Here is a 15,890-nt window from a genome sequence, read left to right on the forward strand (position 1 = left end):
CTTTAATATTGTCCCAAAACTAAAACAACCTCTCCAAAGGAGAGGTCGTTACTTATTTTATAAATAATGAAGGCATTAGGTCTATACAACTAGAAATAATTGCTTGAACTCCGATTGCAAGCATAAATAACCCCATTACTCGAGTAATAACGTTTATCCCTGTTTGCCCTAAAAATCTTGTGATGTAAGGTGAAACATAGAACATAAAATAAACGATCACTGAATAAATAAAGGTTGTAATTACTAAAGCAATTAATACCCAAATGTTTTCTAATCTTTCAGCCCATAATACGGCAGTAGAAATAGCTCCCGGACCTGCAATTAAAGGTAAAGCTAAAGGCACTACGGCAATACTTGAAGGTTGGAAATTAGATTCATTTGCTTTAGTTTCTTGTAATTCTTTGCGTTCTTCCTCATTTTGCTTTTGGTTACTCATTGCACCTTTTAACATAGGGAAAGCAGCATTAGCAATAACTAAGCCCCCAGCTAAACGAAAGGCACTATTAGAAATCCCAAAAAATTGCAAAATGTAAGATCCTAAAAGCATAGAAACAATTATGATGATAAAAATCGAAATTGTAGCAAGAATTGCTACTTGGTTTCTTTCTTTAGGATATAAACCAGAAGTTAAACTTATAAAAATGGTTAATCCACTTAAGGGATTAGTGATAGCAAAAATTGCCAAAAAAAATGACAAACATGTGCCAAAGATATTTTGATCTAACATGCTTAATACAAATTATAAATATTTAGGGTTTAAAGATAAGCTCTAGCACAATAATTTTAACATATAAACATATAGGTTTAAATTTTTTTTAAGAACTAACAATTAAAGATAAATTAAAGTCCCACTAAGTATAGTGAGACTTTAATAGTTTCTAACGTGATAATCTTAAAACTAATTCTCTAAAAAAGTTATTGTTTTTTGAGAATTTACTATTATCCATAGAATTAGAATTTTTTGCCGTTGGCGTTAAACAAACCTCACAAATACTAAATACTGCATTTTGATTTGCTTGTTCAAATTTTAGAACTTTATAAGCTGTTTCAGAAAGACCTAAAGCTTGACGTACTTGATAATCTTGATATGAAGATATCTCAGCATTAAGCGTGCTTAATAATGAGCTATAAGGAGCGTCTTCTGGGTTAGCTTCATATTTTACAATTGCACTTGCGTCAAAGTTCTCATCTTTTTCTTTATTAAGCTTATCAAGATATTCATAAGCCGTATCTAAACCGCCGACAGCATCAACTAGTTTTAACTCGTATGCTTGTTGTCCGGTAAAGATTCTTCCTTGATCTACATTAGAAACTTCTTCACTAGTAAGATTTCTATTTTTCGCTAAATCCTCTACTGCTGTATCATAGAGTCCTTGAGCTACAACTTTACGATACTCTACAAACTCTGGAGATACTAAAGAAGATTGCCCACTTCCTACCACAAATGAAAAAGGAGCAGGTAGATTACCATTCGGTGTTACTAGTTCTGAACCTTTAAAATACGAAGGGTTCATATTATAGAAAGCACGTAAAGTATCTGTAGTATCTAATAAAATCGAAGAAGCATTAATTCCACCTACAGGTACATACTTAGAAGTAACTATAGCATCTGCACCAGTAGCGGCTAAATAAGCAGAACCTAAAAGTCCATCACCAGATAAGACTACTACAGGAACACCAAATTCTCTTATTTGTTTTAAAGCTTCAACAAGAATTTGAGCTTCTGGTAAAGTTCCTCCAATAGAATCTAAACGTAAAACAATCCCTTTTACCTTTCCTTTACCTTCACCAGGTTCTTTAGCCAAAACTGTTCTTGAGAGTAACTCTGCTGCTACTTCATTAGCATTAACATCTGCACCTTGTTGACCAAAAAAACCAGAGTAATAGTAAGTTAAGTAATAATCTTTACCTGAATTATCTTCTTTTTTAGCTTCAGCTTCACTTGCACGAGTATCTGATAAATATTCATCTAAATAAACAACATTCGGATACTTGTCTTCATCTACTCCCGCAAGATCACGCACATAATCACTCCATTGTAAACGAGATAAAGCCTTATCAAAGATTCCTTTTTCTACATAGTAGTCAGCATTAGATTTTAATGAATTTGCTTCTTTTAAAAGTCCTTCATAAGAAAAATCTTCTCTTGGCTTTATTTCTACAGGACGATCAGGATGCTTTTCCGTTAAAGTTTTATTTAATGAAGCAAAAGCATAATCAACTGGAGCAAACGCTATAGCTTCAATTGAGGTTTGATTATCAGCGGTAAAACCACTTTGTGATCTTAAACCTGATAAACCATACTTACCAATTTGGAATGAATAGTCTTTAATTCCATAATTTGCGTAGAAATCTTTCAAAAATACACTAGATACAAGATTATCTACCCCCATGCCTCCAACTTTATCAACAACTAAAGTGTCAGCATGTTGTAAAGCAATAAGATCACCTAAAGACCAGTATACTGAATAACCAATTACAGGTTTTTTATTTTCAGAATCAGCTTTAAATTTTACAATTGCTCGATCTAGCTCTTCATAAATTCCCCAAGTTTCAAAGTTACCACGATCTACATCAATTACTATCCCTTTAATACGATCGTCTTTAGCAGCTCTTTCAAGCACTGCTTTTAGGTTAGCAATTGAAATTTGTCCTGGAACATCAATCCCTAGATTAGCTGCAAGATTATAGTAACCTGGGATACGAGCTGATTTCTCAGTAACTTCGTTTAAGTCTAAATATAAATATTTTTCACCAGTGAATTTTTGATCAACACTAGCGGTTAATAATTTTGTACTCTGACTCAGGTAAAGTGCGAAGACTACAACTAGTAATCCAAATACTGCAAAAAGAGTAAATACTACCCAAGAAACAGCTCTATACACATAGCTTACCAGTAGCCATAATACATATAATAATTTCTTTAACATAAATTATTCCTTATCTACTATTGGCCTTTTTGTAGTAAAAGTTGTTCATCTTCTAAACGCGCTTGATAAGAGCCTAAAGCTTGGTCATCACCATTAATTAAAGTGTTAACTTTAGAGATTACCGAACTTAAATAACCACCAGATACAACATCGATAGTACTTAATACACGACTACTTAAAGTAAATCCTGTTATTGAGTAACGACGTCCAGCATTGTAGTAAATTACAGGTAACTTATCTACTTCTTCAATTTTAACTTCTGTATATTCTCCGCGAGAATATTTATCTGCTTCACGTTTACCTTGATCTAAAACAATAAACTCACGAGATTTATTGATAGCATCAGATACATTACCAAAATTATCTACTAGACCTAAAGTTTTTGCATCTGTTCCACCCCAAATGTGACCTTGAGCGACTCTATGTACATCTTCTAAAGAAGCAAAGTGATCTTTACGTCCTTCATATACACGAGAAATAAATTCGTGATAAGAATTTGTAATACCCGCTTTCCATAGAGTTTTTAGCTCTTCTCCATAAGGGTTAGCCCAGCCTGCAACAAAATAAGGAATTCTTACTGGAGTTGCATAATATTTACTATAACCTTGAGCATCAGCTTTGATCTCAAACTGACCTAAAAAACGATTTAGGTTATAGCCTCTAATTACTACCCCAATTGACCCAGTAATAGTTGTTGGAGAGCTATAGATATATTCACTTCCTGCAGAAAGCATATAACCTGCAGAAGCAGCTAAATACCCCTGAGATACCACTACAGGAATACCTTTAGCACGAATATCTTCAATAGCCTGACTAATAGTCACCCCAGTATTTGCAGAACCACCAGGTGAGTCAATACGTAATACCAATGCTTTAACATTATTTGCATTATAGTAAATGGAACGTAAATGTCTTAAAGTATTATTAATCGAAATCACATCAGGAGCAGTACCACGAGATACTACATCACCAACTAAAGCAACATAAGCAATATGAGCTCTATTTTTACTTGCAGTTGTACTAAATAATGGATGTTCTTGTGCTGAAGTATAACTTGCTAAAGAAAAATAGTTAGGTAATTTATCATTAGTTTTTCTACCCTGAATCTCTGTAGCTACTTTTCTGTCAAATTCAGCTTTAGTAATAACTCCATCAAACCATCCTTTATCTGTAAAAGCTTTACCAAAGTCGCCTTTATAATCTTTGAAAAGAGTTAATAATGCTTCATCAGAAAGGTCAAAATCTGTAACTGGACGATCGTAATTTTCTGCAATAGATTTAATTGTATCTAAGTAAATTTGGTAATAAGCATCAAATGTTGATTTTACATCTTGATCTACTTGGTATTTAACATCACCAAGAATCATATCTTTATAAAGAGATACACGTTGACCAACAAAATCTATCTTAAACTTATCGTAAAAACCTTTTCTGAATACAGAACCGTAAATAGGTCTTACAGGTCTAATAAATGTACCTGGAGAAACATATTTTTGGGTAGCAGCCGAAGCGATAAGAAGTTCATTATTACTAGCAGATCCCTGGATAAATACATACACAGGTTTACCTGCATTTCTCACTTCTAAAAGAGCTTGAGAAATTTCATAAGCTTGAGCTCCATTCCATAAACGAGCTGAAATACTTACTACCACCCCTTTCACTTTGTCATCCGTAGCCGCATTTTTTAATGCGTAAACTTGCTCACTAAATGAAAAACGGTTAGCACGACTACTTACAAATAAGTTAGCCCAACGGCTAGCAGGAGTACCATAAATTGAAGTTTCATTTATTTCTCCTGATGTCAAATTAACTAATACTACCGCATTTTCTGGGGTAGTAGATTTAAAAGGGTACTGCGTTTCTGTATATTTTTCGTATACACTAGAGGCGGTTAAAACTAAAGCCACACCTAATAAAGCATAGACATTAAATACCACAGAGATTAAAAATTTGACAGTAGCCCAGATTTTACAAACTGCACCCTTAAAACTCATAATCTATTTATCTTCCTTAGATCAAAATTTTAGAAAAAACTTCTAATCATTAATCTTAACTTTAATTTTAATTATTTATTGCGATATAAAATATAGCTAAATTATTACTTTTTAACTTTAATAAAATAATATTAAACAAATTTTATTAAAGTCCTTATTCTTTTATATCACATAAATATGTTCTTTGTTAAGCTTATTCGGCAAATAAAAAGAAAATTAATGATCTCTTGATTTAAATTTCTAAAATTATTCTCTTGCCTATTCATTAAAATAATTGGTTATCACTACTTCTAGAGTACGGTGAGCAAATTTCTCTTCACTTTCCATTTCATGAGCATCTGCGTCATTTTTAATAAAACTAATATTAAACCTATTACTATGACACCAATCTAATAACTGATAATTGTAAATCCCATTAAATTGAATATAAGTGGAAAGTGCAAACTTTACCCCATTTTGATTAAAAAACTCTAGAGTACGATAAAGCTCATTTTCCTCTTCTTTTCCCCATTTATATACTTGTAGATCTTCAGGGTTGAGAATACAAGGGGGATCTAAATAAACAAAACTATTTTCTTGTACTAAATGATTTAAATCTAAATCGGTAAAACTATTTTCATAAAACTCAATGTTTTTACTACGTAGACATTGTAAAAAGTCTTTAAATTTTTCTCTCGCCTTAATACTGAAATCTCTTTTACCTACAGGTAAATTAAACTCTCCACTGCTATTGAAACGAGCAAAATTATTAAATCCATAAATAATTAGCATTAACAAACGAATTAACATATCGTCTGTATAGACTAACTGAGGACTACTAGGCTTTAAGGCACTTTTAATACTTAAAGCTGGAGTCTTAGTTAGCTCTTCTTGATTAATAATGCTAAGAAATTTACGAATCCTCAATTGCCTTAAGAGATGATTAAAATCACTTCTCAAATTTAAGTAAGGGGTACGATTATAAACATTTAAGCCATCATTAGAATTAGTATTATAAAATTTATAACCAAAAGCTGCTGAATTAGACAAACCATACTTTTGGGCTAAGTAATCTATTTTTCTACTTAACTCTTCAAAAGTATGCTTTTGTAAAAATTTTAATAACTGGATCATGCTAGAGTTAGTATCTGCACAATATATAACCCCAGCATTTACATTTAAACCTATATTTCCAGCCCCTGAAAACAAATCATAAAAGACATTAATATTTTTGGGGAATAGTCTGACAATTTGAGAAATAACTGAACCTTTTCCCCAATTATAATTAAATGGAGAAGCTACATACTCTTTTCCCAATTTTTGACTTTTTTCTTCTTGATCATGTTCAAGAGCAAATAAAGGGATAAAGGTATAATCTGCTAATTCATTTTTCTTACTTTCTTTTTTTTGTCCATCGCCATACTTTAATTCAGATGCACGATAATTTGTAGGCACTTTCGTATCAGCTGGAACATAAAGTAAAAAATCTATATTTTGATCGTATTTAGCAATATTGGTACTGGTAAATAGATCATCATCTTTAAATTCATCAATTTCTACAGCACTCATTTTACTTTTACTGTTTTAACTGTTCTAAAATATTTTTTAGTCTTTCAATCTTATCTTGAGATTCTATTAGCTGTGAAAAACTACTCTGATTTTTAATTTCATAAGCTTGAGCTTCAAAACTACCATCTTGCATAATCACTTCAACCTTTTGGCTATTTTGAATTTGCGAAATTGAGGTTAAAGGTCGGTTATTTTGATCAACCAACATTGCATAACCTCGAGATAAAGGTAATTTTGGATTATTAATCTCTATTCGCTGGAGTAAATAACTCAGTTTATTTGCTTTTTGTCTTAGCTGTTTAGCCAAGAGATTATCAAGCTGTTGTTTTAATTTTGTCGTTAATAAAAGATATTGATTTAATTTATATTGAATATTAATTTGCTTTAATCTTGAGTTTATTAGCTGTAGACTATAATCTTTTTGTCTAATTTGCGTCTCAACTAACTTTTGCATCCCATGAGACAAGACTTGTAAATTTGTCTTTTCTCTTTGTAAACTGCCTCGTAAATTGTAGCTTTCGAGCTTATTTTTTAAAAACTCTAATCCCTTTTGTTTAAAGAAAAGATCTCTTTCTACTCTTTGCGTTAAGTTGTAGTCTATACTCTTAATTAAAGCAGATTTTTGTTCGAGTTTTTTTTCAACAACTTGATTTAATCTATCACATAGATAGTATAAATATTGCTGTTGTCTTTCAACAATTACTACTGGATTATAAGTTTCAACTTTACTTTTATAATCTCCACTTAGCTTAAGAAAGTAATTTATATTTCCTTGCCAAATACTTTCTAACTTAGCATAAGTTTGCCCAATTACGATTTGCTTATGGCGCAAGCTATTGAACAAAATATAATCTAACTTTCTTAGATAATCTTGAAATTGATTAATGTAAGTAAGAAATTTTCTTTGTGGATCTAAATAAGAAACCCTTTGATCAAGATTTTGTAGCACTTGTAATCTACGAGCAAAGTAATTATTTTTTAGTACTTCAATAGTTTGCTTCACATTTCTTAAAAAAATTCTATACTCTACTCGTCCATGACAAACTAGCTTCGCAGCTGCTGTTGGGGTTACACAAAAAGCATCTGCAACTAAATCAGTTAAAGGATTATCTATCTCGTGACCAACTGCGGAAATAATTGGGATTTGCGAATTAAAAACCGCTTCTACGACTTCTAAGTCAGAAAAAGCTAATAAATCTTCAAAAGCACCGCCTCCTCGACCAATAATGAGAAGATCACAACGTTGCTCTTCATTAGCTCTACTTAAAGACTTAACTATTGACTTTACAGCCTTAGCTCCTTGCACATTACATTCGTAAATCACTATTTTTATATCGGGAGCTTCTACTTTAAAGACATTTAACATGTCTTTAACCCCTGCAGCATTAGAGGAAGAAATAATTCCTACGGTATGAGGAAACTTAGGAATTGCTTTTTTAAATTGTGGTAAGTGCCAATTATTACTAAGAATAAACTCTTTAATCTTTTGAATACGAGTTAATTGCTCTCCCATGCCGCCAGCAATACGCATTTTAGAGATGTTTAATTGCATACTGCCACGAGGTTCATAAACGGTCATCTCTCCATAAACTTCAACCGTTGCTCCCTCAACAAAATCACTAACCTGACAACCAGTTTTTCTCGCAAACTCTTCGAAACTAAATTGATAATTCCACAGGGTAGCATTGAGCATGGCATCATTTTCAGTATCTTTAAAAGTTAGATAAGCATGACGTCCTGAATATTTTAAGCTTGAGATTTCTGCAACTAAATATACTCCCCAAAAACGTTCTCTAAAATTCTCTTGAACCTTTTTTAGTAGATGAGAAACAGAAATCGGTTTTATCGTAGGTTTTACTGGAGTTACAATTTGCTCTTCAATTTCAATCTCCGTAAAATCTTTTTCAAATTCCATAGGTAATTGTATAAAAATCTGTACGTAAAAAACTAATATTTTATTATATACCGAATTAAACTTAAGCCTTGATCTTTTCAAACAAAGAAATTTTTCTCATCTCTTTGCATGTATATTAAAATAGTTACTACTATCTTTGATTTTTTATGCTAGAAGTAACCAACTTGGCATGAACTCTAAAAATTAAATCTAGCTCTTTCCGGTTTTGGTTTAAATTCTTCTCATAGGAGATACGTCGGTTAGAAATATAATAAAAATACAAACCTATGTAATCCTAAAGCAAGATTTATTTCCCCTGACAAAAAATTATCGTTTAACTTTAGATAATCACAATTAACTTTTACCAAGGATTCAGATTAAATTAACCTCTATGCTAACCTACACTAATATTCGTTACAAAGATTTACCCAAAGAACTAAGACGCAATGCTTTAAAACCAAGTGAAATCCGTATCTTCTTTACAGACAAACAACTTCTGCGTGAGTTTTTACATACCTACATTATCGAGTTTCTCGATAACCCACGTCGTAGACTACGAACCCTAGATTTAAATTTTATTGATGTTTCAGCAATTACCAACTTTGACTTTCTCTTTTCGGCTCTTGATAGTCTAGATCAATTTGATGACCCCTACACTCTCTACCGCATAGGAATTCCGATCAATCTTCTCATTGATGTCAGTAATTGGGATACAAGTAAAGTAACCTCTATGGTAGCTACCTTTGGTTATACTTCTTTTGCTGGCGATATTAGCCGTTGGGATGTGTCACAAGTGACTGACATGTCTTATATGTTTGCTCATAACGATTACTTTCGAGGAGATCTTAGTCACTGGGATGTCTCAAAGGTTAAAAGCATGCGTGGAATGTTTTACTACGCCAGTGAATTTAGAGATGGCATAAGTAATTGGGATGTCTCTCAAGTAACAAATATGGAAAAAATGTTTAATTCAGCAATAAGATTTAATTGTGATCTTAGTCGATGGAATGTTTCTCAAGTTACCAATATGAGAGATATGTTTAACTATGCTTCTATGTTTACCAGCGATCTCAGCCAATGGGATATCTCAAAAGTCCGAGATATGGCATATATGTTTAAATGTGCCTATAAGTTTAATAGCGACCTCAGCCAATGGGAAGTATCGCAAGTAGAAGATATGAGAGAAATGTTTTGTTTTGCTTATGATTTTAATTCCGATCTCAGTCAATGGAAGGTTTCCCGTATCCCTAGTATGCGAGCTATGTTCTGCGGAGCAAAAAACTTCAAAGGAGATCTGAGCAAATGGGATGTATCTAATGTCGAAGATATGTCACTTATGTTTCGTGATGCAAGACGCTTTAACTCCGATTTAAGCCAATGGAATGTTGCTCGTGTAACTAACATGGAGGAAATGTTTAGTGGAGCTAGACAATTTAAAAGTGATCTTAGCCAATGGAACGTTTCCAATGTTCGCAATATGAGAGCTATGTTCCAAGAGGCTATATACTTTAATTGTAACCTTAGTAACTGGAATACCGCCAAGGTTAAAGATTTAAGTTCGATGTTTAAACAAGCTAAACGTTTTAATGGCGATCTTAGTAGCTGGGATGTTTCCAAAGTAATTAATTTCAGTTATATGTTCTGTCAAGCTACCCGCTTTAATAAAAATCTTAATAGCTGGTCTCCCTCTCACGGCAAAGACTTTAGTTATATGTTCTATCAAGCAAGTAACTTTAATAAAGAATTAAATAACTGGAACATGTCTAAAGCTAGAAATTTAAGTTATATGTTCTACCAAGCCAAAAGCTTTAATCAAGATCTTAGTTGCTGGAAAGTTTCAGAAGTAAGAAAAATGGACTATATGTTCTACGGAGCTACTAGTTTTAATCAAGATTTAAATGCTTGGTATACGAGTAAAGTACGTAGTATGGTCTCTATGTTTGAAGAGGCAGAAAACTTCAATGGTAACTTAAGTAGATGGTACGTATATAGTGTAAAAAACATGGAGTCTATGTTCTATGGAGCTAAGAGCTTTAATGGTGATCTGAGTCAATGGAGTGTAAATAATGTAAGAAATATGGAGTCTATGTTTGAGGGAGCAATTAACTTTAATAGTGATTTAAGCAATTGGTCAGTAGGGAAAGTAGAAAATATGTCACGTATGTTCTTTGGAGCAAGTAAATTTAATTGCAACTTAAAATGGTGGCATCTAAAATCAGCTAAACAAGTAAGCGCTATCTTTACCGGTAGTGGCATCACCTCAAATAACATCGAGAACTGGCAAGATCAATTAACCGAAAAGAAATATAAGCGTTTATTTAAATAAGGTAAAACAATTATTTAAAGAATTTCCTTATATTTTTATCTCCTGACCTAGTGAAGACTGGAAAATACAATATTAAAATAAAAATAAGCTGGTTTATGGTAAAATATTGCTTATTAAATTTTAAACTTACCTTTAGAGCTTATATTTACAAATAAGCTACGAAAAATTATTTATATGACTGAAAATTCTCCTGAAACAAATCAAGATATCTTTGACGTTGAAATTTATCCTGAAGATGTTTTACGTACTCGTGCTCAAGAGTATACCGAAACTGAGTTTGGTGAACAATTACAATTAGTTGGTGAAAAAATGCTCCGTACTATGTATGCCTATGAGGGAATAGGTCTAGCAGCTAACCAAATAAACTTAGCCAAACGCATTATTGTGGTTGATGTAACTGAAGACAAGAGCGTACAGTACATTATGATCAACCCTGAAATCACTCATACTGAAGGACATACAGCAATCGAAGAGGGCTGTCTTTCTGCTCCTAACGTGCGTGACTATGTAGATCGTGCAGAAAAAATTACTTGTGAATACTATGATCCACAAGGACAAAAACATACTCTAGAAGCAGATGGTTTATTAGCTATTTGTATTCAACATGAAATTGATCATTTAAATGGTATAATGTTCTTTGACCATTTAGATAGTTTTAAACGCAACCAAGCTATTGATAAAGTTAGAAAATATAAGAAAAAATTACAACGAGGAAGATAATTCCCTTGGCTTGCACATTAGAGAGAGGAACAGCCAAAGGCTGTTCCTCTCAACATTTCTACAGCTACAATAAATATGAACAATAAAGCATTAAAAGTACTTTTTGCAGGAACGGCTGACTTCTCTGCTACTTTTTTAGAGCCTATTCTAAATTCACAACACCAGGTTATTGGAGTTGTAACTCAACCGGATAAAGTTTCGGGAAGAGGAAAAAAGGTGCAAATGACTAAAGTAAAAGAACTAGCCGTTGCTCATAATATTCCGGTTTACCAATTTACTTCATCTTTACGCCATCCTGAAAACTACCAAGAATTATTAAAATTAGATTTTGATATTATGGTGGTTGTGGCTTTTGGAGACATTTTACCTCTAGAATTAATTGATTATCCTAAATATAAATCAATTAATGTTCACCCATCTTTACTTCCTTTTGGTCGTGGAGCTTCTCCAGTGCAAAATACGATTGCCCAAGGTGATAACACTACCGCTTTCTGTATTATTAAAATGGATGAGACCCTAGATACGGGAGATATTCTCTATCGCGAAGAAGTCCAAGTCGATGCTAAAGAAACCTCTTTAACTTTATTTAATAAACTTTCGGCTATGGGTGGTCCTATTTTAAATAAAGTATTAGATAATATTGAGTACTACTTAGCTCAGGCTAAACCTCAGGATCCTTTAAACGTTCCTGAGCCGAAAAAAACTTATACGCGTAAAATTAAAAAAGAATATGGACGCTTTAATCCAGAGCTAGAAGCTATAGTTTTAGAACGTAAACTCAGAGCTTATACACCTTGGCCAGGCTTATTCTTTACTCATCCTGAACAGCCTGAACAAGATATAAAAATTATTGAAGCTCAAGCTTTAGATTTTACTTCTTTTAATAATCTTGTGCAGTCAAATCCTAAATTAGAGTTTTTAGATTATAAAGCTTTACAGGATCTTACCACAGATGAAATTGGAAAAATCATTGCTTCAACAGACAAAGCGATCTATGTTCTTTGTGCAGATAACTCGCTTTTAGAAATTAGCTCTATTCAACTACCAGGGAAAAAACCAATGGATATTAAAAGTCTAAAAAATGGCTATCCAAAACTTTTAACCCTTGGTGTTAATCTTAAGTAAACAAATTTAAATGGCAAAAGCTTTAAATCTTAAAATAAAAAAGCAAACTAATCCTTCTAAAGTTCGCAAACCTCAATTCGCAAAAGCTCACTTAGCAAAAACTCAAGATCTTTATGTAAAAACCGAAGAGCTAAAAGTTTTTGGTATTGAAAAGGTTAAAGAACAAATCTATAGTAATCCCCGTTTTCAAGCTTCTTTAATCATTAAAAGAGTACTTGAAGATAAAAACTCTTTAACCATTAACGTTAATGAGATAGTAACCCCTAAAGACATAGGTTTTACCTCGGAACTTGCATATGGAGTTATTAGATATCTTCCGCAACTAAACTTTATTGCCAATAAACTGCTGGCAAAATCCTTTAAAAAAGAAAATTATTTTGCTCAGTTTATTTTACTAATTGGAATTTATCAAATTCTCTACATGCGTGAAGCTCACCATGCAGCTGTTTATGAAAATGTTGAACTCTGCAAAAAGCTCTATGGTAAAGGAGTGGCAACGGTAATCAACGCTTGTTTACGCAAACTTTTGCGAGAACTTGATGAGCTAGTAGCTTTAAGCAAAGAAGTAAGCTTACTTCCTAAATGGCTACAAAATCAATTTAACGAACGCATTCCTCAAGCTCAATTTACGCAAATGTTAGAAGCTATGAATGCCAATCCCCCTTTATGGCTTAGAGTTAATCAAAGTAAGATAACTGTAGAAAGTTTTTTACAATTGCTTGCTCAAGAGCAAATAGATTACTTGCAACATCCACATATTAAGCAGGCAATTCTGTTACCTAAAGCTCTTAATGTTACCGAAATCCCAGGGTTTAAGCAAGGTTACTTCTCAGTACAAGACTTACATGCTCAACTTGCAAGTTTAATTTTAACCAAGGATAACACGCTTAAAACTCCACTTATTGTTGACACTTGTTGTTCACCTGGAGGAAAAACTACCCATCTGTTAGATTTAATTCCTCAAGCCAAAATGATTGCTACTGATATAGATAAAACTCGTTTAAAAAGAGTTTATGAAAATCTAGAGCGTCTTGAACAACAAGCTCTTGTGGTAGCGGCTGATGCACGTACTCCGGAAAAATGGTTACCTCAGACTTTTGAACGCTTAACCAAGGATAAATCTCATAGTAACGAACTGGTAGATTTATTCTTACTTGATATTCCTTGTTCAGGATCAGGGGTAATTCGTCGTCATCCCGATATAAAATGGTTAAGAACACCTGCAGATATTGAGCGTTTATCCCAAATCCAATTAGAAATTCTTGAAAAATCATGGAAATATCTAAAAACTGGAGGCAAACTGCTCTATACCTCTTGTTCAATCCTTGGACAAGAAAATGAACAAGTAGTGGAAAAGTTTCTGCAAAAAGTTAACAATGCAAAAGTAATTCCTCTTGACACTTTTATTCAAGAGCATATAGAGACTCAATCTATACTAAAAGTATCTCAAGGAGTACAACTTATTAATACTCTCAATGGTGGAGATGGTTTTTACTATTGCTTATTAACCAAAACAGCTTAAAAATTTTATCAGACAAATTAAAAAGGAGACAAGCAATTAAAGCTAGTCTCCTTTTTCTTTGTTCTTATTCTTAGTAAGCAATTTACACTACTTCTTAATTTTTAATTTATGAATTAAAATTAAGCTTCAAATTTTTCCACAAGTTGGGTAAACTCTTCACCTTGTAAAGGAACTCCAAGATATAAAGCAACTACAGCAGTAAAATGATCACTTACATAAGTAGGATTACTTAAAGCTATAGGTTTACCATAATTATAACCATAAGTTAAGCCTAACACTTGTACCTGAGCTGCTAAACCAGCTTTAATATCATTTTCAGAGTCACCTACCATAAGTACACGTTCTTTATCGGTAACGCCAAAGTTTTCCATATGTTTTAAGATACCTTCTGGATGAGGCTTATTGTGTTGTAAATCCCCATCACTAAACACGCCATCAAATAGATCGTAAATTCCGATATCTTGTAAAACTTTAGGAGTTAAAGCTTTCATTTTATTGGTTAATACCGCTAATTTTACTCCGGTATCTTTGAGATAACGTAAACCTTTATCTACACCAGGGAAAAGTTTTGCATGTAAGTTTCCAACTTCAATATAAAGCTGTTGATGACGAGCTTTAAATTTATCTTTTAATGGTAGTACATGTTCATTATATAAGTCATCAGTTGGTAAACTTAATAATTGAGGATCTTGAGCTAATCCAGGAAATTTATTTTTATCCTGTAAAATTTCACGTTTTAACCAAGCAAAACATTCGATTACCGCAGCGTCATGCCCTTGTCCAACCCAGTTAGTTACTTCTAAAGTTGGAGGTTCAGGGAAGCCAAATTCTTTACAAGCTAAACGATATGAATGAGCAATATCTTCAATTGTATTTAATAAAGTACCATCTAAATCAAATACAATTAAATCGTAATTATAATTAGTCATTGAAATTATCCTCGTTAGTTATCCTATTCACCTCTAAATGAAAGATCAACATAATCTTTCGATTCATGCTCAAGAACTAGTTCACGGAATTTAGAAATAGTTTGTGCATAATCTTCAGCTTCAAATACCGCTGAACCGGCAACAAAGTTAGTTGCACCTGCATGAGCTAAAACACCAATGGTATCTTCATTAACCCCACCATCAACTTGAATCTCTACTTGCTCTAATAAACCTTGACGCTCTAACTCTTTACGTAAAGTTGCAATTTTTTCAAGCGTATATGGGATAAACTTTTGTCCTCCAAATCCTGGATTTACGGTCATTACAAGCACTAAATCTAGTTTATGTAATACCGGAAATAATAACTCTACAGGTGTCGCAGGATTAATAGCGATCCCTACATTTAGATCTAACTCTTTAATATAACTGATTGTACGATCAATATGAGTTACAGCTTCATAAGAAAAAGTAATACTATTTGCTCCAGCTACTTTAAAATCTCGAGCTAATCTTTCTACTTCATTGGTCATTAAATGTACATCTATAGGAGCAGAAATCCCATAATTTCTTAAAGATTTACAAATCGGAGCTCCAAAAGATAAATTAGGTACAAAGTTATTATCCATTACATCAAAATGAATACGATCTGCCCCTGAAGCAATAACTTTCGCAACATCTTCACCTAAACGAGCAAAATCTGCTGATAAAATTGAAGGTGAAATTACAATTTCTTTACTCATATTAAATCCTAAAAAATAAAACAAATAGTTAATGCCCTTTTATTATACTAGCTTTTGCCTGATGATTACTTAAAAAAGTACCTTGAACTTCCAAAATCACTTTTTGTTTTTATGCTAAAATATTAAATGGATGATTTTTCTTAAATTAATTATCTCTTTGCT

General features: G+C 32.7%; 11 protein-coding genes. 4 read left to right on the plus strand and 7 right to left on the minus strand.

From position 1 onward, the window contains the following. Positions 1 to 52: 52 nt before the first annotated feature. From CKF59_RS01390 to xseA, 5 genes are all read right to left on the minus strand, one after another. Complete coding sequence (locus CKF59_RS01390) at positions 53 to 727, minus strand: NAAT family transporter (RefSeq protein ID WP_119534197.1); 675 nt, start codon at positions 725 to 727, stop codon at positions 53 to 55. 151 nt (positions 728 to 878) lie between these two features. Next, positions 879 to 2,930, minus strand: a complete 2,052-nt coding sequence (locus CKF59_RS01395) for a S49 family peptidase (RefSeq protein WP_119534198.1) — start codon at positions 2,928 to 2,930, stop codon at positions 879 to 881. Positions 2,931 to 2,947: 17 nt separating this feature from the next. Then, positions 2,948 to 4,924 carry a S49 family peptidase gene (locus CKF59_RS01400; RefSeq protein ID WP_119534199.1) on the minus strand — a complete coding sequence of 659 codons (1,977 nt, stop codon included), beginning with the start codon at positions 4,922 to 4,924 and terminating at the stop codon, positions 2,948 to 2,950. Between the two features lie 258 nt (positions 4,925 to 5,182). Beyond that, positions 5,183 to 6,472: a DNA adenine methylase gene (locus CKF59_RS01405; RefSeq protein WP_119534200.1), complete on the minus strand. Its 1,290-nt coding sequence runs from the start codon at positions 6,470 to 6,472 to the stop codon at positions 5,183 to 5,185. Between the two features lie 7 nt (positions 6,473 to 6,479). Beyond that, positions 6,480 to 8,387 (minus strand): exodeoxyribonuclease VII large subunit, encoded by a 1,908-nt coding sequence (gene xseA / locus CKF59_RS01410; protein WP_119534201.1) that lies wholly within the window; start codon positions 8,385 to 8,387, stop codon positions 6,480 to 6,482. A 370-nt stretch (positions 8,388 to 8,757) separates the two neighbouring features. Between xseA and CKF59_RS01415 the strand changes: the two genes are divergently transcribed. The 4 genes from CKF59_RS01415 (at position 8,758) to rsmB (ending at position 14,059) form a co-directional block, all read left to right on the plus strand. Next, positions 8,758 to 10,692: a BspA family leucine-rich repeat surface protein gene (locus tag CKF59_RS01415; RefSeq protein WP_119534202.1), complete on the plus strand. Its 1,935-nt coding sequence runs from the start codon at positions 8,758 to 8,760 to the stop codon at positions 10,690 to 10,692. A gap of 174 nt (positions 10,693 to 10,866) precedes the next feature. Beyond that, on the plus strand, positions 10,867 to 11,412 hold the full coding sequence (gene def, locus CKF59_RS01420; protein ID WP_119534203.1) for a peptide deformylase: 546 nt from the start codon (positions 10,867 to 10,869) through the stop codon (positions 11,410 to 11,412). 75 nt (positions 11,413 to 11,487) lie between these two features. Next, the gene (gene fmt / locus CKF59_RS01425; RefSeq protein ID WP_119534204.1) at positions 11,488 to 12,537 is read left to right on the plus strand and encodes a methionyl-tRNA formyltransferase; all 1,050 of its coding nucleotides are present in this window, start codon (positions 11,488 to 11,490) and stop codon (positions 12,535 to 12,537) included. Positions 12,538 to 12,547: 10 nt separating this feature from the next. Continuing rightward, a complete protein-coding gene (rsmB, locus tag CKF59_RS01430) occupies positions 12,548 to 14,059 on the plus strand; it encodes a 16S rRNA (cytosine(967)-C(5))-methyltransferase RsmB (RefSeq protein WP_119534205.1) in 1,512 nt (503 codons plus the stop codon). Positions 14,060 to 14,178: 119 nt separating this feature from the next. Here the strand turns inward: rsmB and CKF59_RS01435 are convergent, their stop codons facing one another. Beyond that, positions 14,179 to 14,988 carry an HAD-IA family hydrolase gene (locus CKF59_RS01435; RefSeq protein WP_119534206.1) on the minus strand — a complete coding sequence of 270 codons (810 nt, stop codon included), beginning with the start codon at positions 14,986 to 14,988 and terminating at the stop codon, positions 14,179 to 14,181. A gap of 23 nt (positions 14,989 to 15,011) precedes the next feature. Next, positions 15,012 to 15,728 (minus strand): ribulose-phosphate 3-epimerase, encoded by a 717-nt coding sequence (gene rpe, locus CKF59_RS01440; RefSeq protein ID WP_119534207.1) that lies wholly within the window; start codon positions 15,726 to 15,728, stop codon positions 15,012 to 15,014. Between the last annotated feature and the right edge of the window lie 162 nt (positions 15,729 to 15,890).

This window comes from Psittacicella gerlachiana, assembly GCF_003585965.1.
Lineage (GTDB): Bacteria > Pseudomonadota > Gammaproteobacteria > Enterobacterales > Psittacicellaceae > Psittacicella > Psittacicella gerlachiana.